Consider the following 17,357-nt stretch of genomic DNA (forward strand, 5'->3'; position numbering starts at 1 on the left):
TGCTTAACTAGTTGAAGAGTAATGAAGATATGAAAAAAATGTTAGTTAAATTAATGATACAACTAAAATTCAGTCAGATATGAAAACAAGATCTATAGGATTTATTGGAGGTGGCAATATGGCCACCAGTCTCATCAGTGGCTTGATCGCCAGTGGTTATTCGCCACAGAAAATTTGGGTTTCAGATACTAATGAAGCAACCTTAAAATCTCATGCTGAGCATTTACAAGTTAATACGACTGTTAGCAACGAAGTGGTCATCGCTTCTGTAGAGGTGGTTGTACTGGCGGTTAAACCGCAAGTTCTTCATGAAGTTGCAAGGCAAATTGCACAGTTAACTCAGCAGAAAAAAGTATTGATTGTCTCAATTGCCGCGGGTATTTCTCAGTATAGTTTAGCGCAATGGCTAGGTGATGATGTAGCCATCGTGCGTTGTATGCCCAATACTCCCGCATTGGTGCTGACCGGTGCCACAGTTCTACATGCTAACCAAAATGTAAATAACGAACAAAAAGATCTGGCGGAAAATATTTTGCGCTCAGTAGGTTTGGCATTGTGGGTTGAAGATGAAACACAGTTAGATGCGGTTACCGCTGTTTCAGGTAGTGGACCTGCGTATTTTTTTCTATTGATGGAAGCCATGGAAAAAGCTGCGCTGGATATGGGTTTGGATGAACGTACCGCTCGTCTTTTGATTCAGCAAACAGCTTTAGGGGCTGCTAAAATTGCCTTGGAATCTACAGAATCACCTACACTTTTACGTGAACGTGTTACTTCACCGGGTGGGACTACGCAAAAAGCCATAGAAACGTTTCAACAAAATGATTTCACGGGGATAGTCAGCAAAGCCTTACATGCTGCCAGAATACGTTCGATTGAAATGTCAAAACAACTTGGAGACAATTAAATGGGCAGTAATTATATGACCGATCCGGTAGTATTTCTAATCGATACCCTGTTTTCATTGTATATTTTGGCGGTGTTATTACGCTTTTTGTTGCAAACCATACGCGCTGATTTTTATAATCCTGTCTCCCAGTTTTTAGTTAAGATAACTCATCCGCCGCTACGCATATTACGTCGTTTTGTACCGGCAATAGGTAGAGTGGATAGCTCTTCATTATTGTTGGCCTTATTGCTACAGATGTTGGCGAATTTTTCAATACTTGCTCTTAAAGGAGTCGGTATCAGTTTTGTGGCGTTGACTTTATTATCGTTTACCGATCTGCTGAAAATTTTGTTGGATATCTATGTTTATGCCATTTTCGCGGGTGCTCTGTTGAGTTGGTTTGCGCCCGGAAATTACAATTCAGTTGCGTCAATTTTGTATAGTCTGACTGATCCGTTATTAAACATTTGTCGAAAGGTATTGCCTGATTTAGGGGGTATAGATTTATCACCACTGGTGGCTTTGGTTGTTTTACATTTGGCTAAAATGATGATTTTGCCACCATTACAGCAACTCGCTAGCTTGTTGAGCTAGTTTACTGGTTTTAGTAAGACACAATGGCAGCTAATATTAAAAAGGTAATGTTTATTAGTTTAGCGCTTTTGCTAACCTGGCAGACTGCGTTGGCAAAAAAAATGTATAAATTGGTTGATGAAGACGGTAACGTTTATTATTCAGACCATGTCTTGGTCGAACAGGTTAAGCTACATCGAGAAATACTAAACGAAAAAGCCGGGGTAGTTGAGGTGCTAGAAAAAGCCAAAAATCCTGAGCAATTAAAAATGCAAAAGAAACTGGAATTACTTCGTCAGGAGCAGGATAAAATTATCGCTAAACAAGCGGCAAATGATAAAAATCTACTGAGTTCTTTTCACAGCGTAGAAGAAATTCAGAACGCTATGGTCAATAAACTGGGTACTCTGGATGTCCAGCAAAAAGCCATTGAAAGTAATGTGCAGCGATTTACCCAACAATTGGCTCAACAACACCAAACAGCTGCTGAGTTTGAGCGAAATAATCAAAAAGTACCAGACAAATTATTAGCTGAAATAGAAAGTAGTAAAAAATTGTTAGCTGACACTGAGCAAGAACTTAAGCAACATATCAGGAATCGGCAAAATACCGAGCAATCTTTTAAAGCGGATATGGAGCGTTACAAGTTCCTTGTACAGATCGCTAAGTCAAAAGTGGTCGATAAAAAGCAAGATGAAAATAATATAACCAGTGATTTAGGTTTATATGTTTGTAAAAATACCATGCAATGTGAACAAGCTTGGAAAATTGCTGGCGTATTTGTTGCTCGTTATTCCACAACGCCAGCTGATGTAGAAAATGAAAGTCTTATAATGCGTGCATCGCCAGTAAAAGATGATGATTTGAGTTTATCCGTTTCCAAACTGAACCAGATTGAAGGGCAAATGCAAATATTTCTTGATGTACGCTGTAGAAATTCTTCATTAGGCAAAGAGCTGTGCAGTAGTCATCAAGTACAATCGATACGCGAAGAGTTTTCTCCTTTTATTCAGTCTATGCTAGCGCCGCACTAATAAGGTTCCCACACCTTGATCTGTAAACAACTCAAGGAGTACTGCATGGTCTACTCTGCCATCAATGATGTGTACGCTTTTAACCCCGCCTTTTAATGCATCAGTGCCGCAGCGAGTTTTTGGAATCATGCCGCCGGAAATAGTGCCATCCGCAATCAGATCATCAATATCGGTTAATGATAAACCGGTCAGTAGTTGGCCTTGTTTATCCAGAATGCCTGGAATATTGGTTAATAAAATGAGTTTTTCAGCTTTTAAAACTTCTGCCACTTTGCCTGCTACTAAATCGGCATTGATATTGTAAGAAAAACCATCTTTGCCTACGCCAATGGGGGCGATGACTGGAATAAAATCGCTGTTACCTAACATTTCTACTACAGCAGGATCAATGCTGCTGACTTCTCCAACATGCCCCAGATCGATTATCTCTGGAGCGTCATCAATAGATACACCTGCTTTGGTCATATTGATTTTTCTGGCATGGATAAAGTTACCATCTTTACCGGTTAACCCTACCGCTTTACCCCCTTGCATATTAATCATATTAACAATTTCTTTGTTAACCAATCCGCCCAGAACCATTTCCACTACGTCCATCGTTTCGCTATCGGTTACCCGCATGCCGTCGATGAATTCCGAGGTTTTGCCTAGTTTTTGCAATAAATTACCAATTTGTGGACCTCCGCCATGCACAACGATAGGATTGATGCCCACCAGCTTCATTAATACAATATCGCGAGCAAAACTTTGTTTTAAGGCTTCATCAATCATGGCATTTCCGCCAAATTTGATTACAACAGTTTTATTTTTAAACTTTTGAATGTAGGGAAGTGCTTCGATAAGAACATGGGCTATCTGATGAGCATTTTTTTCTTTAATCATGGTCTACTTTAAAAGGGCAAAGAAAGGTCGGGTTTAATTTGTAACATTAGGAATTTAAATTTTCTTTGAATACGATTCATGGCTATTTTACTGTCTGCTTCGAAGCGCACAACAATAGAAGGCGTGGTATTTGACGAACGTACCAATCCCCAGCCATCAGAAAATTCCACCCTTAGGCCGTCTATTGTAATAATTTTGCCATCTTTAAAGTTAATGCGTTTACACATCTGTTCAATAAAGCCAACGTTTTCACCTTCTTCCATGGGTATATTCAATTCGGGGGTATTTATACTATCTGGATATTCGGCAAATAGTTCGGCGCTCGAGCGGGAGTCTTCAGCAACAATTTCTATCATTCGCGCAGCAGCATACAAAGCATCATCAAAGCCAAGCCAGCGATCATTAAAGAAAATATGCCCACTCATTTCCCCAGCTAATGCAGCCCCGGTTTCTTTTAGTTTGGCCTTTAATAAGGAATGGCCTGTTTTCCACATAATAGGCTGACCACCAAATTTACGAATTTGATCATCTAAATGTTTAGAGCATTTAACATCGTAAAGAATTTTTGCGCTTGGTTTTCTGCTCAAAACATTGCGGGCAAACACCATCATTTGTCTATCCGGCCAGATTATTTTTCCTTCTGAATCAACTATTCCCAGTCGATCACCATCGCCATCGAAAGCAATGCCAATATCAGCTGCTTCTTGTTTGACGGTTGTGATCAAATCCGCCATATTTTCAGCTTTACTAGGATCTGGATGATGATTAGGAAATTCGCCATCAATCGTGCAAAACAGCTCTATCACTTCGCAACCTAATGCTTTGAGTAGTTTGGGTGCTAATTCGCTGGCAGCGCCATTGCCACAGTCTACTACCACTTTTATGGGTTTGGAAATTCGAATGTCTTCGCAGATGGTGCCAATGTATTCGTCAACAAATGAGTTGCTCAGCATACTGGAACCCGGTTCGTCATGATTGAAATTTCGAGATTCGATACGTTGTTTAATGGCTTGTATACGGCCTTCAGCTAATGTTTCATTGTTTAAAACAATTTTTAAGCCATTGTATTCAGATGGATTATGGCTACCGGTAATCATAATGCCGCTACGTCCGTCTTTATGATGAGCGACAAAATATAATAACGGCGTAGGCACTAATCCTATGTCTTCAACATTACAACCAGATGCGCAAATGCCCGAGATTAAAGCGGCTGCTAAATCAGGGCTGGATAGCCTGCCATCACGACCAATGACAATAGAATTAATACCCTGCTCTTTTGCTTCACTGGCTACTGCTCTGCCAATATTCGTGACTACTTCTTCAGTTAACTCTTTTCCGACGATGCCGCGTATATCGTAACAGCGAAAGATATTCGCAAACTGAGAGGTTTCTGGTTTTTCAGTTTTAACATGCGGTGAAATTGACTTGTTCTTTTTGCTGGGTGATATCATTCTATTGGTTTTGAGTGGTTTTCCTTCAAGAAAACGCACATCATAGCCATCATCTAATATGTCCTGATTTTGATTTATAATTGGATTTTTATCTTGCAGTGCACGTTTGAATTGCAAAATATTTACAATAATCGGCTTCATTTCAGCTAACTGGATTGGATAGTTACCCAGGTTTTTGTCAGTTAGAATATCTTTAATTGCTTTTACTATGAATTGTTGGTCTTGCAGCATTAACTCAGCTAATTTTCTATAACCGATAAAAAATATCAGGCATGTCAGCAATATTGGAATTATTGTAATACTGGTTATTAAAATAAGCTCATTGAAATCAGGTTTGGTTTTTGCCCAGAAGTTGATAATCCAGCGACCATTTTCAAACGACAATGAACCGGGAGCACTCTGTTTGGCCGCTGCATCGCCATTGGTTGCCAAAATGATTTGATCTTGCATAATTTCAGCATAACTTTCACCAAAATTGCTACTTTGTACGGCCTGATTGAGAATATCTGTTTTAAAACTGACTAAAACGACACCAATAATGTGGTCATTCATGTTAACAAGGCTAGTCAGTGCCAAATGTCGATGTTCACCTTCACCTTGAATGACGGGTTTTTGTTTGCTTTTCAGTGTGGCCTGTACCATTTCCAAATCACCAAAACCCATATGAGGAGTTTGGGTAGTATCGATTTCGTTTGTAGATGGCAATAGTAATCTAACTTTTAAGGCACCAGGTATTAAAACTTGTAATTTTTTTGCTACATTATTAAGCGTGACGGGGTCGGCAGTATTTAAAGCAGCAATAACCTCCGGTATATGCGCTATACCATTAACACTTTGCTGGAGCGTATCCAACTGTAATCCCAAGTTGTTTGCCAGTCCTTGGGCTTTTACCGTGGTTAGTGCTATTTCACTATTCCTGACTTTTATTTCTGAAAGCCAATAACTACCTGCACCTGCCAGCAAAACCATGAATGCAGACAATATGGCTATAACGCTGAAAAAACGACTCATGAGTTAAGCCTGTGTGTTATGGGTGGACGTTTAATTTTATTGGATTCCAGAATGCCCCCATCCCCCAAGTCCTCGTTGCGATTCATCGCTGAATTCAGTAACGATTTCTAGGCTGGGTTGTATGACAGGCACAAACATCATCTGACAAATACGATCTCCAGGTTGAATGGTGTAAGCCTGTGTTCCATGATTCCAAACGGCAATACAAATTTCATTTTGATAATCAGAGTCTACGATGCCAATAAAATTTTTTAAACCTATGGCGTGTTTAAATGACAAGCCGCTTCTAGGTGCCAGAACGGCCATTATGCCTGGGTCGGCAATATAAATTGCAATTCCAGTTGCTATCATTACGGTTTCACCCGCTGGAATGGTGATAGCACTATCAATGCACGCTCTGAGGTCCATTCCGGCAGAGCCATCAGTTGCAAAAACAGGTAATGGAAAATCGGTACCGATTTTAGAATTAAGTATTTTAGTTTGAATTTTTAATTTCATATTGACCTCTGTGTCTATTTTAAAGCATCCAAGGCATATAAGTTAAGTTAGTGTTAGGAATTAACTTGAACTAGTGCAGAATAAAACATATTATTTGTTTTATATAGAGGATGGCTAAATGAAAAAATTAATTAAAATTTGCTTGTTGTTTCTAGTTTCAGCCAATGTAAGTGCTGAAACGGTTGGTTGTATTACCACCGCGTGGAAATTAATAGGAGCCAATCATCAGGTTTGTGTAGAAGCCTTTTCTGATCCTAAAATTGCTGGCGTCACTTGTCATGTTAGTCAGGCTAAAACCGGAGGTATTTCGGGTTCATTAGGTTTGGCGCAAGATCCTTCTCAGTTTTCTTTGGCATGTCGGCAAACCGGTCCTATTACAGTGCCTGCTAATTTGCCAAAAGATGAAGCAGTGTTTTCCGAGAGTACCTCTTTACTTTTTAAAGAAACCAATGTCATGCGTCTTTGGGATGAAAAGCATAAAACCTTAGTGTATGTGGCCGTTAGTCGTAAATTGATAGATGGGGCTCCCGCAAACAGTATTTCCACTGTACCTGTTATGACTTGGAGTGGCCAATAAAAGTGGGGAAGTCAACCATCAAACATAACCAAAACATGAGTAGTTAGCAGCTTATAGATACTGTTCTACACCTAATTGAGCATAAATTACTGTCGCATCTGCAAGTCTCTCCATGAGTCTATTATAATTTGCATCGTGTTGACTTCTATCATTTTGTGTATGCCACAGATGTAAAACCGGTAGCGCAAATCGACCGTCTTTACGTTTTATACCTAAATGAATCAGACGAATAACCAGATCAGAGTCTTCATAACCCCAACCTTGAAATAACTCGTCAAAACCGTTTATAGATAGGAAATCCTGTTTCCAGATGCCCAAGTTGCAAGTCATGGCTTTTTGCCAATTTTGAGGGCGTTGATAACGAAGATTATTAAATGGTAGGTATACCAACGGTAATATTCGATTAAGATGGCCTTTCAATCGTTGTTGAATGAAAAAACTGATAGATTTTTGATACAAAGGAATTTGATGCTTTAATGCCAGTGAAGTATAGGATTCACTTAATAAAATACGGTTACCTGGTACGAAATGTCCCTGTTCAGATATTCTACGATGCCGAGAGATGAAGTGGGGGAAAACCACGCAATCACCATCTAAAAACACTATGTAGCTACCATTACTCATAGCTACCGCTTTATTACGAATAGTCCCTGCTCGGAAGCCTATGTCAGCATGAAAGGCATGCAGAATAGGAATGGGACTGGTTTTGATAAAGTCCGCAATTAAGTGCTGCGTGCTAGTATTGGAGCCATCATCTGCAATTATAATTTCAAATTGTTGATCCTTTTGAGCTAGCAGGCTATTAAGGCAGGCGGTCAGTGCCAGTGGCCAATTATAGGTGGTGACGACTACCGAAATTAACGCGTTCATTTAAAATTAATTTGTTTACTAAAGACTGAATGTGTTTTATATGCGCTGAGTCAAATTTTAGCAAGTCTGAATTCTGGCTTATACGTTTTAGACTAACAGCAAACATAGGATTGAATTCAATACAAAAAATCTATGACAACCGCACTTAAAACCGCTATGCCGATATTCTGGTCACTAATAATGGTTTATGTGTAAAACTTAGACAGGATAAAACGGCAGCATTAAGTTTATTGCCAAATAAAACTGTTATTTAAACGAGTGCCATGCATTGTCATTCCAAATTGTGCTAATTCCTGATCTTTCCATTGTTTTAGCTGATTTTTATTGTGTATTTTTTTGAGCTTACGCTCAAGCCAGCTTTGTTGTAACAGTCGATAATTATAACGATAGCCTAAACCCTGTTTTTCAGACAAGCCTCGTTCCTGTTTCATTGCTGATTGGGTAATGGAGCCGTAATGATGCAACCAAGATGCCCCAGTGATAGCACAACGAATACCCGCTTTTTCTGCTTCATGAAAAAACAGTGTATCTTCATAGCCCAATAATTTTGGAATGGGTTGAAAATAACCAATTTCTTCCCACACGGAATGATGGACAGCTAGACAAACCGCATGACGCGCGCCTGAACGCAGAGCATGTTGCATTTTAAGCGTAGCTAGATCGGCAAAAGCATCAAAATCGTAATCTAAGCTACCTTCTATTAGTGAAGGAGAAATGATTTTAATTTGGTTCAGTTCGGCCGTATTAATCAAATTTTCCAGCCAATTTGCAGAAACCAGTACATCGTTATTCATGATGATAGTCCATTCCGATTGTAATGCTAATGCTCCTTGATTCCATGCAACGCCACAACCCAAGTTTGAACGATTAAAAATGCGACCACCCAGCGGTAGGGTTTGTAAATATTCCCGAGTGTCATCCTTTGAGCCATTATCAACAACAATCAGTCGGCTTAAATCAAAACCATGTTTAAGCATACTTTCTATACATTGGCGGGTGTAGTCGATTTGATTGTAACAAGCAAACGTAACGCTATATTTAAGTGGATTCATTAGTTGGGCGTTAAAATACGGGTAACTTTACCCAGAGAAAAAAACCTAATTTTAGCGGTGAGAAAATTAGTCATATATTTAATTTTACTGATTGCTATTCTCGGTTCACTTGTTCGCGCAGATAATTTGTGCAGTTAATCCGGCAATGATTAATCCGTAAAAAGTAGCTGTGTATTTCATGGTTAATACTTCACTACTAATACTACAAAACAACAAGCAAATGATAAAAGCGATTCCGTAATGACTAGCTTGGCACGATTGCACATTATCTTTGTTTTTCCAAAAGAATCTAAGTGTTAACAGAAACAATCCCAATACAGAAATTCCGCCCAAAATGCCAGAGCGTAATAAATTGGCTAATAACTCGTTATGTGGACCGTTTAATAAGATAATCTCGCGGGTTTCCGGGCTGGATATGGATAAAATCCAGTTTTCGTTTAAATAGGCTCCAAAATTGCCATCACCATAACCATACAGAGGATTATGTTTGAAAAGCTCCCAGGACATTTGCCACATCGTTAGTCGGAATCCGGTAGATGTTTCACGATTTGTGTTATCCAACCATGCTACGAATTCAGTGTAACCACTTAATAATCTTTGCAGAGTTTTAGGTTGTAAAAAACCGATTAGCACTAAACCGAACACAAAAAGTAACACAAGTAAGGTTAAGGTCAGTGGTGGCAACCTAGTGGCCTTCAGTTTTGCCCAGCTCAGTAATAAAAAGGGGATAACCAACCAACTGCCACGCGTTCCTGTGCCGGTCAGTATAAATAATCCAGCCAGTAAACCGGTCATCTGCAATGTCAGTAATTTGGGTTTTGTCAGTGTGGAGTTATCAATGCTAAACAAGCAAAAGGCTGTGAGAACGAGTGCATATGTGCCTAATTGAGTAGGATCAACCGCTTTTGTGGCAAATCGCCCACTCCAGTTAGCACTTATTTCTGGATGCATCAAAATGACAACGACCAATATCAAAAGTGATGGTGCAGTTAAGTATTCGATGAGTTTGCTGAAGTTGACTTGTTTGTAACTAAAATAAAACAGGACTGGTATGGATAAAAGCATACGAGCTGGTGCATCTAGGGCTTTTATATGCCAATCATGTCGGAGTGATTGGCTAATCAATACGGCAAAAAAGGGTAGAGCAAGTACAAGTATGATGGAGTAGATTAAGCGGAGACGACCTTTTAATTGAGCATCATTAATAGTGGTTTTAAATTCGGTCAGTGCGGGTAATAACAGCAGAAACAAACCCGCATTTGTACAGCCACGAAAAGATAGAAATCCTAATAGTGAAAGAGATAAAACGATAATTAAATAGTTGTCTAGCCATGCATTACGCGTATTTTCAATTATTTCGAAACGAGTCAAATTCATAGGGTTTTGGATCAGGTATTAATGGACTCTACTTAACGCGCATGCCAGCTTGGGCGCCTTCATCGGGTGATAATACCCATAAATCTTTGCCACCTGGCCCCGCAGCTAATACCATACCCTCAGACGTACCGAAGCGCATTTTGCGAGGTTTAAGATTAGCGACTACCACTGTGAACTTTCCTTCCAACTCCTCAGGTGTATAAGCCGATTTAATCCCAGCAAAAATATTGCGGGTTTCATTGCCAATATCGACGGTTAATTGTAGCAATTTTTCCGCATTTGGCACTGCTTCTGCTTTGATGATGCGAGCAATGCGTAAATCGATTTTGGTGAAATCTTCAATTTCGATAGCTTCAGCAATAGGTTCTATAGCTTGTAAGTTTGCCGTGGCTAGTGTTTTATCTTCTGTTGATTTCGATACTGTTGTGACAGGTGCAGATTTTTCTAGATTTTGTTTTGATGCCTCAATAATAGCTGCAATTTTATCGGCTTCGATTCGCGTCATTAATGGCACAAATGCATTTATTTTATGGTTAAGCAACGGTTGTGCTTGGCTTGGCCAGGGTTGCGGGTCGATGTTAAGAAAATGAGCGGCATTATTTGCTAAGCTGGGTATGACTGGTTGCAAATAAACTACCAATAGCCTAAACAGGTTTAAGCCCATACTGCATACAGCGTTGAGCTCTTTATCGCGCCCCTCTTCCTTAGCAATTAACCAAGGTTTTTTCTCATCAATATATTGATTGGCTTTATCGGCTAGTGCCATGATTTCGCGCATGGCTTTACCAAATTCGCGTTTTTCGTAAAAATCAGCAATATCAGTGTTGCTGTCGATAAACAGTTGAAAAAGGGCAGGTTCTGCGCATTCATCAGATAAAAGATTGTCAAAACGCTTATGCAAGAATCCGCTACAACGACTGGCAATGTTGACCACTTTTCCTACCAGGTCGGCATTAACGCGCTGTGTAAAATCGTCAAAGTTTAAATCGATATCATCGACACCGGCACTCAGTTTTGCAGCAAAGTAATAGCGAAGATATTCAGGATTTAAATGATCAAGATAGGTGCGGGCTTGAATAAAAGTACCACGCGATTTCGACATTTTCTCACCGTTTACCGTCAAGAATCCGTGAGAATAAATGGCGCTGGGTGTACGGAAATTTGCACCGTATAACATAGCTGGCCAGAACAGAGCGTGGAAATAAATAATATCCTTGCCTATGAAGTGGTAAAGCTCGGTCTTGCTTTCCTGCCGCCAAAACTCATCAAAATCCAAGTCTTTTTTAGAGCAAAGTGCCTTAAAGCTGGCCATGTAGCCAATAGGAGCATCCAGCCATACATAAAAATATTTGCCGGGTGCATCGGGTATTTCAAAGCCAAAATAAGGTGCATCTCGAGAAATATCCCATTCATGTAAGCCACTTTCCAACCATTCAGCCATTTTGTTGCTGACCTCGGGTTGTAAGTGTCCCGCCTTCGTCCAGTCTGTGAGCATTTCGCTAAAATCACCCAAGTTAAAAAAGTAATGAAGCGAGTCTTTTTCGATAGGTTTTTCGCCGGAAATAGCCGAAACTGCATTTTTTAGATCCATAGGTGAATAAGTAGCGCCACAGGCTTCACAATTATCACCATACTGATCGGATGCGCCGCATTTCGGGCAGTCACCTTTAATGAATCGATCAGGCAAAAACATCAGTTTAACGGGGTCGTAAGCTTGTGTAATGCTGCGACTACTAATATGTCCGCCGTCACGTAAGCGTAGATAAATCTGGCTGGATAGAATTTTATTTTCTTCAGAATGTGTACTATGGTAGTGGTCGAAGCCAATATTAAAATCTGCAAAATCAGCCTGATGTTGTTCCGCAACTTGAGCTATCAATTGTTCTGGGCTAATACCTTCTCGATCTGCTCGCAACATGATGGGTGTACCGTGCGTATCATCGGCACAAACAAAATAGCATTCATGCCCACGCATTTTCTGAAATCTTACCCAAATATCGGTTTGGATGTATTCAACTAAATGACCTAAATGAATAGGGCCATTGGCGTAAGGTAATGCGCTTGTGACGAGGATTTTTCTATCGGACATGGAGCTTTAATTAGAGGTAACAAAATGTGTGGGGATTATGGCATAGAATCGAATTATAAGCATGGACTGTATAGCATTATCTGTCTTGATTATGGAGCGATTTTGCCAGTTATCTCTATAACCATTATTGATCAGTAATGCATGTTTTAGCTGCCAGATGCTTTGTTATGTGAAAATAGTCAATAATTTATGTGTTAGGGTGTTTGACTAAGTTAGTTTTGCCTTACAGGTTTAGTCAATAGGGTCGATTTAACTTTCAGTTTAAGAAAATAATCATGCAAAAATTTGAGGAGGATGTGAAATTTGTGGCGTAGTAAGTGGCTAATATTCAATCTACACGTAAGAAAAATCAAGAGTGTTTTGATAATGGCAAGTTGCAATTCAGAGTTTGGTTTTTAACTTGAATAACAATTTGTTATGTTGTTAATCAAGATCCATTACTTTAGCCATCATTTTATGTAAAGTCATGATATTTTTAGATAGGCATTTATTTCAGCTGTCTAAACGGTTTTAATACTAACCGGATTAGAGGTATTATATTCTTACTAAATTACTTGGTTAATGGTTTTATTACGGAGTTCTGCATGACGAGTCTGGACAAAATTACTGTCGAAAATGCGCTTAAAAGTTTTATTGATCCTAATGTAGAAACAGATCTGGTTTCAGCCAAAGCTATCAAAAAAATAACTATTGAGGGTGGCAATGTGAGTGTTGATGTGCAATTGGGTTATCCAGCCAAAAGCTACATACAAACACTAAGCTCACAGTTGGAAGAACTGTTAAAAAAATTGCCGGGTGTGGATAATGTTCAAGTTAAGGTGAGTGTGAATATTGTTTCGCATTCGGTGCAGAAAGCCTTAAAGCCGTTGCCTAATGTTAAAAATATCATTGCAATCGCCTCTGGAAAAGGTGGGGTGGGTAAGTCAACCACTTCGGTAAATCTTGCCTTGGCTCTAGTGGCCGAGGGCGCGCAGGTAGGTATACTCGATGCTGACATATATGGTCCTAGTATTCCTACCATGTTAGGTTTGTCAGGTCAGCCAGTCAGCGAAGATGGTAAATCTTTCCAGCCAAAAGTTTCATTTGGCGTTCAAACCATCTCAATTGGTTATCTGGTCGATGCCGATCAACCTATGATTTGGCGTGGTCCTATGGTAACCGGCGCTTTGCAGCAGTTGTTAACGCAAACCCGTTGGTCTGATCTTGATTATCTGATTATCGATCTACCGCCTGGTACAGGTGATATTCAGTTAACCCTTGCGCAACAAATTCCGGTGAGTGGTGCCGTGATTGTAACCACTCCACAGGATATCGCTTTAATCGACGCGCAACGTGGATTAGGTATGTTTGAGAAAGTGAATATACCTATTCTAGGCATAGTTGAAAATATGAGTTTACACATCTGTAGTCAATGTGGACATGAAGAAGCTATTTTTGGGCAGGGCGGTGGCTTGGCAATGGCAACTAAGAACAAAGTGGATTTGTTAGGCGCGTTGCCGCTGGATATCAACATTCGCCAGTATGCTGATAGCGGTAGACCCACTATGGTTGCCGATCCTGAAGGAAGGCCGGCGCAAATCTATAAATCGATTGCGCGGAAAATGGCTGCAAAGCTGGCTTTGTTGTCCAGAGATTATAGTGGCAAGTTTCCAAATATTGTGATTCAGAATAGCTGATTTAGTTAATACTGAAGATCTTTTTAAAATAAAGATCTTCAGTATGTATACGCTTAAATATATTGGATTTTTGTTGAAGTGCGTATATTCAAATCAAAACCATATTATCTCTATGGATTAATTCATCTTCATCGGCATAACCCAGAAGAGCTTCAAATTCGCTACTGGATTTTCCGGCAATAATTGAAGTCTCTTCTGCGCCGTAGTTGATTAGGCCGCGGGCTATTTCCGTGCCGTTCGAATCCAGACAAGAAACCAGATCTCCGCGCTGAAAAGAGCCTTGTATGCTTTTAACGCCTACAGATAGTAAGCTTTTGCCTGCACCTTGCAGAATTTTAACCGCGCCATCGTCTAGAGTAACACTACCTTTAAGCTGTAGTTGGCCCGCTAGCCATTGCTTGCGCGCAGCAAGTGGTTCTATATTGGGTATCAAGTAAGTGCCAAGATCCTCGCCCTGAAATACTGAGGTAATGACATTCTCAATTTTTCCGGAAACGATAACAGTCGGTGCTCCAGAGCGAGCAGCCAAACGAGCTGCGCGTACTTTGGTAAACATGCCGCCACGGCCAAGACCACTGATGCTGCCGCCAGCAACTTCATCCAGCTTGCTGTCATTAACGCTAATACTGGAGATTAGTTTGGCATTAGGATGCAAGGTTGGATTAGCATCAAATAAGCCAAGTTGGTCTGTTAGTAGGATCAATAAATCAGCTTCTACCAAATTGGCAACTAAGGCACCTAATGTGTCATTATCGCCAAAGCGAATTTCTTCTGTTGCAACGGCATCATTTTCGTTGATAACGGGTACAACGCCAAAACTTAACAAGGTTAACAAAGTACTGCGCGCATTTAGATAACGGCGACGATTTGAGAGGTCGTCATGCGTAAGTAATACTTGTGCAGCAAGCAAGTCATGTATCTGAAATTCGTCTTCGAAGCTTCTCACTAAGCCCATTTGACCAATGGAAGCGGCGGCTTGCAGTTCATGCAAGGTTTTGGGGCGAGTTTTTAGCTTTAGGCGTGACATGCCTTCTGCCACAGAGCCGGATGAAACTAATACCACATCAACGCCTTGACGTTTTAGTGCGGCCATTTGCGAAACCCAGCCTGCAATTGCTTGCAGATTTAGGCCGCGACCACCGTCGGTGAGTAAGGAGCTGCCAATTTTGACAACTACCCTGCAAGCCTGTGAAAATTCAGAGCGGCCCACGAGGTTGCTCCTGTTGCTGAAGTTTTTTCTCCTCAAGAAAGTTCATAATGGCGTACATTAGGGCTTGAGTACCCTGATTTTTTATGGCAGAAATCAAAAATACCGGACCGGTCCATTCCAAGGCGTCGATAATGGTTTGGCAATAGGGCTGAATTTCATCATCAGTTAAGTGATCAATTTTGTTCAAAACCAACCAGCGAGGTTTATTGACTAATTCATCGCTCCATTTTGCCAGTTCATGAATGATTTTTTGAGCGGCTGCTACAGGGCTTATTTCGTTTTCATAGGGGGCAATGTCTACTACGTGCAAAAGCAACCCTGTTCTTGATAAATGCTTAAGAAATTGTAATCCTAGTCCAGCGCCTTCGGCAGCGCCTTCGATAACGCCAGGAATGTCGGCAATCACAAAGCTGCGCAAGTCATCAACACTAACCACGCCTAGATTAGGATGTAAGGTGGTGAATGGGTAATCCGCTACTTTGGGTCTGGCGGACGATACGGCGCGTATTAAGCTGGATTTGCCAGCATTGGGCATGCCAAGCAGGCCAACATCAGCAATGACAGTTAATTCAAGGCGCAGCATGCGATGTTCGCCGGCAGAGCCTTTGCTAAATTGTTGTGGCGCTCGGTTGATACTGCTTTTAAAGCGAGTATTACCCAGACCGTGAAAACCGCCTTTGGCTACCAATAATTGTTGTCCAGGGTCAGTTAAATCGCCGATTTTCTCACCAGTCGTTGCTTCGTATACGATAGTGCCTGGTGGAACTGGCACAAAACAATCATCGCCTTTTTTGCCGGTACAATCACGGCTCATGCCATTTTGTCCACGTTGAGCGCGATGAACAGAATGGTAGCGAAAATCTACCAAAGTGTTTACGTTTTCGGTGGCCACTAAATAAACACTGCCACCATCGCCACCATCGCCACCATTAGGTCCGCCTAAAGGAATATATTTTTCGCGTCGGAAAGAGGCGGTGCCATTACCACCGTCACCTGCTTCTACACGGATTTCCGCTTCGTCAACAAATCTCATAATTTACCGATAAAAACAAAAAAGCCCCGCTGAAAAACGAGGCTTTTCGTGTTGAATGCGCCGCAAGGCACAAGCAAAATAATTACGCAGCTGCAATGCTAACGTATCTACGGCTTTTTGGTCCTTTAACTTCAAAAACTACTTTGCCGTCGCTAGTAGCAAATAGAGTATGGTCTTTACCAATACCTACATTGTCACCTGGGTGAAACTGAGTGCCGCGTTGGCGAACCAGGATGTTACCTGCTTTTACCACTTGACCACCAAAACGTTTAACACCTAGTCGCTGAGCTTGAGAATCGCGACCGTTGCGGGTACTACCGCCTGCCTTCTTATGAGCCATTTTCTAACCCTCGTTAAATTATGCAGAAATGCCAGTAATCTGGATTTCTGTGTAGTATTGACGATGCCCCATTTTTTTCATGTGGTGCTTACGTCTTCTAAATTTTATGATTCTGACTTTTTTGTGTCGGCCTTGAGAAACTACAGTTGCAGTTACTTTGCCGCCATCAATATAAGGCTGACCAATTTTAATATCGTCGCCGGATTGAATCAACAGTACTTTGTCAAATTCTACGCTGTCGCCTGCGCCCAACTCAAGTTTTTCTATTTTTAAGGTAGTACCTTCTGCGACCCGATACTGTTTACCACCTGTTTGAATTACCGCATGCATCAACGTAAGCTCCATCAAGCATAATCTGTTAATAGTGAATAGCGGATTATAAATTTTATAAAGCTATTAGTCAAATACAAATTTAAAAAGTAGGTGAAGATTTCTCAGGTTCAACCAGTACGGCGGATCCATAACAGAGTACTTCGGTTAAGCCTGGCATCACTTCCGTGGCATCGTACCGCATGGCAATGATAGCATTGGCACCTAATGCTTTGGCGTGTTCACACATGAGTTGATAAGTTTCAGCCCGCGCTTTTTCGCAAAGATTACTGTATATGCTGATATTGCCGCCAAATAGTGATTGAAGTCCGCCAAAAAAATTGCCTACGACTGAGCGAGAACGAACAGTAATACCTCTAACAACCCCCAAATTACGTAGCACTACGTAGCCGGGTAACTCAAGAGCTGTGGTGATCATAGCGTTTTGCATCTGCATGATATTAGTTTGTTTAAAAGCTAATTATC

17 protein-coding genes are annotated in these 17,357 nt (G+C 40.8%); 5 read left to right on the top strand and 12 right to left on the bottom strand.

From position 1 onward, the window contains the following. Positions 1-79: 79 nt before the first annotated feature. Genes proC through ABH008_RS02745 form a run of 3 tightly spaced genes read left to right on the top strand, consistent with a single transcriptional unit; the run spans position 80 to position 2,496 of the window. Positions 80-907, top strand: coding sequence for a pyrroline-5-carboxylate reductase (gene proC / locus ABH008_RS02735; RefSeq protein ID WP_347988339.1), 828 nt, complete (start codon positions 80-82; stop codon positions 905-907). Beyond that, complete coding sequence (locus ABH008_RS02740) at positions 908-1,483, top strand: YggT family protein (protein WP_347988340.1); 576 nt, start codon at positions 908-910, stop codon at positions 1,481-1,483. A 23-nt stretch (positions 1,484-1,506) separates the two neighbouring features. Beyond that, entirely contained in the window at positions 1,507-2,496 is a 990-nt protein-coding gene (locus ABH008_RS02745; protein WP_347988341.1) for a DUF4124 domain-containing protein, read from the top strand. On the opposite strand, the gene argB is transcribed toward ABH008_RS02745, so the two are convergent. Genes argB through dut form a run of 3 tightly spaced genes read right to left on the bottom strand, consistent with a single transcriptional unit; the run spans position 2,482 to position 6,338 of the window. Further along, positions 2,482-3,378 carry an acetylglutamate kinase gene (gene argB / locus ABH008_RS02750; RefSeq protein WP_347988342.1) on the bottom strand — a complete coding sequence of 299 codons (897 nt, stop codon included), beginning with the start codon at positions 3,376-3,378 and terminating at the stop codon, positions 2,482-2,484. The genes ABH008_RS02745 and argB overlap by 15 nt on opposite strands. Positions 3,379-3,386: 8 nt before the next feature. Then, a complete protein-coding gene (locus ABH008_RS02755) occupies positions 3,387-5,840 on the bottom strand; it encodes a phosphomannomutase/phosphoglucomutase (RefSeq protein ID WP_347988343.1) in 2,454 nt (817 codons plus the stop codon). A 36-nt stretch (positions 5,841-5,876) separates the two neighbouring features. Continuing rightward, positions 5,877-6,338: a dUTP diphosphatase gene (gene dut, locus ABH008_RS02760; RefSeq protein ID WP_347988344.1), complete on the bottom strand. Its 462-nt coding sequence runs from the start codon at positions 6,336-6,338 to the stop codon at positions 5,877-5,879. 118 nt (positions 6,339-6,456) lie between these two features. On the opposite strand from dut, the gene ABH008_RS02765 reads away from it, so the two are divergent. Beyond that, a complete protein-coding gene (locus ABH008_RS02765; RefSeq protein ID WP_347988345.1) occupies positions 6,457-6,915 on the top strand; it encodes a CreA family protein in 459 nt (152 codons plus the stop codon). Positions 6,916-6,966: 51 nt separating this feature from the next. On the opposite strand, the gene ABH008_RS02770 is transcribed toward ABH008_RS02765, so the two are convergent. The 4 genes from ABH008_RS02770 to metG form a co-directional block, all read right to left on the bottom strand. Continuing rightward, positions 6,967-7,785, bottom strand: coding sequence for a glycosyltransferase family 2 protein (locus tag ABH008_RS02770; protein WP_347988346.1), 819 nt, complete (start codon positions 7,783-7,785; stop codon positions 6,967-6,969). Between the two features lie 227 nt (positions 7,786-8,012). Next, entirely contained in the window at positions 8,013-8,837 is an 825-nt protein-coding gene (locus ABH008_RS02775; protein ID WP_347988347.1) for a glycosyltransferase, read from the bottom strand. Between the two features lie 105 nt (positions 8,838-8,942). Continuing rightward, positions 8,943-10,214 carry an O-antigen ligase family protein gene (locus ABH008_RS02780; RefSeq protein ID WP_347988348.1) on the bottom strand — a complete coding sequence of 424 codons (1,272 nt, stop codon included), beginning with the start codon at positions 10,212-10,214 and terminating at the stop codon, positions 8,943-8,945. A 28-nt stretch (positions 10,215-10,242) separates the two neighbouring features. Next, on the bottom strand, positions 10,243-12,303 hold the full coding sequence (metG, locus tag ABH008_RS02785) for a methionine--tRNA ligase (protein WP_347988349.1): 2,061 nt from the start codon (positions 12,301-12,303) through the stop codon (positions 10,243-10,245). A gap of 584 nt (positions 12,304-12,887) precedes the next feature. On the opposite strand from metG, the gene apbC reads away from it, so the two are divergent. Continuing rightward, entirely contained in the window at positions 12,888-13,979 is a 1,092-nt protein-coding gene (apbC, locus tag ABH008_RS02790) for an iron-sulfur cluster carrier protein ApbC (protein ID WP_347988350.1), read from the top strand. Positions 13,980-14,067: 88 nt separating this feature from the next. Here apbC and proB read toward each other — a convergent pair whose 3' ends face one another. The 5 genes from proB to ABH008_RS02815 form a co-directional block, all read right to left on the bottom strand. Further along, complete coding sequence (proB, locus tag ABH008_RS02795) at positions 14,068-15,189, bottom strand: glutamate 5-kinase (protein WP_347988351.1); 1,122 nt, start codon at positions 15,187-15,189, stop codon at positions 14,068-14,070. Then, a complete protein-coding gene (gene cgtA, locus ABH008_RS02800) occupies positions 15,176-16,222 on the bottom strand; it encodes an Obg family GTPase CgtA (RefSeq protein ID WP_347988352.1) in 1,047 nt (348 codons plus the stop codon). The genes proB and cgtA overlap by 14 nt, the downstream gene beginning before the upstream one ends. Before the next feature lie 82 nt (positions 16,223-16,304). Continuing rightward, positions 16,305-16,562 (bottom strand): 50S ribosomal protein L27, encoded by a 258-nt coding sequence (rpmA, locus tag ABH008_RS02805; protein ID WP_347988353.1) that lies wholly within the window; start codon positions 16,560-16,562, stop codon positions 16,305-16,307. An 18-nt stretch (positions 16,563-16,580) separates the two neighbouring features. Then, positions 16,581-16,892: a 50S ribosomal protein L21 gene (rplU, locus tag ABH008_RS02810; RefSeq protein WP_347988354.1), complete on the bottom strand. Its 312-nt coding sequence runs from the start codon at positions 16,890-16,892 to the stop codon at positions 16,581-16,583. An 82-nt stretch (positions 16,893-16,974) separates the two neighbouring features. After that, complete coding sequence (locus tag ABH008_RS02815) at positions 16,975-17,310, bottom strand: YbjQ family protein (RefSeq protein WP_347988355.1); 336 nt, start codon at positions 17,308-17,310, stop codon at positions 16,975-16,977. Positions 17,311-17,357 lie beyond the last annotated feature (47 nt).

The sequence above is a fragment of the Methylomonas sp. AM2-LC genome (assembly GCF_039904985.1).
Classification (GTDB): Bacteria; Pseudomonadota; Gammaproteobacteria; order Methylococcales; family Methylomonadaceae; genus Methylomonas.

Bases quoted from the DNA above. Each gene is read 5' to 3' on its own strand.
- proC (WP_347988339.1), top strand. From the start codon at position 80: ATGAAAACAAGATCTATAGGATTTATTGGAGGTGGCAATATGGCCACC.
- ABH008_RS02740 (WP_347988340.1), top strand. From the start codon at position 908: ATGGGCAGTAATTATATGACCGATCCGGTAGTATTTCTAATCGATACC.
- ABH008_RS02745 (WP_347988341.1), top strand. From the start codon at position 1,507: ATGGCAGCTAATATTAAAAAGGTAATGTTTATTAGTTTAGCGCTTTTG.
- argB (WP_347988342.1), bottom strand. From the start codon at position 3,378: ATGATTAAAGAAAAAAATGCTCATCAGATAGCCCATGTTCTTATCGAA.
- ABH008_RS02755 (WP_347988343.1), bottom strand. From the start codon at position 5,840: ATGAGTCGTTTTTTCAGCGTTATAGCCATATTGTCTGCATTCATGGTT.
- dut (WP_347988344.1), bottom strand. From the start codon at position 6,338: ATGAAATTAAAAATTCAAACTAAAATACTTAATTCTAAAATCGGTACC.
- ABH008_RS02765 (WP_347988345.1), top strand. From the start codon at position 6,457: ATGAAAAAATTAATTAAAATTTGCTTGTTGTTTCTAGTTTCAGCCAAT.
- ABH008_RS02770 (WP_347988346.1), bottom strand. From the start codon at position 7,785: ATGAACGCGTTAATTTCGGTAGTCGTCACCACCTATAATTGGCCACTG.
- ABH008_RS02775 (WP_347988347.1), bottom strand. From the start codon at position 8,837: ATGAATCCACTTAAATATAGCGTTACGTTTGCTTGTTACAATCAAATC.
- ABH008_RS02780 (WP_347988348.1), bottom strand. From the start codon at position 10,214: ATGAATTTGACTCGTTTCGAAATAATTGAAAATACGCGTAATGCATGG.
- metG (WP_347988349.1), bottom strand. From the start codon at position 12,303: ATGTCCGATAGAAAAATCCTCGTCACAAGCGCATTACCTTACGCCAAT.
- apbC (WP_347988350.1), top strand. From the start codon at position 12,888: ATGACGAGTCTGGACAAAATTACTGTCGAAAATGCGCTTAAAAGTTTT.
- cgtA (WP_347988352.1), bottom strand. From the start codon at position 16,222: ATGAGATTTGTTGACGAAGCGGAAATCCGTGTAGAAGCAGGTGACGGT.
- rpmA (WP_347988353.1), bottom strand. From the start codon at position 16,562: ATGGCTCATAAGAAGGCAGGCGGTAGTACCCGCAACGGTCGCGATTCT.
- rplU (WP_347988354.1), bottom strand. From the start codon at position 16,892: ATGCATGCGGTAATTCAAACAGGTGGTAAACAGTATCGGGTCGCAGAA.
- ABH008_RS02815 (WP_347988355.1), bottom strand. From the start codon at position 17,310: ATGATCACCACAGCTCTTGAGTTACCCGGCTACGTAGTGCTACGTAAT.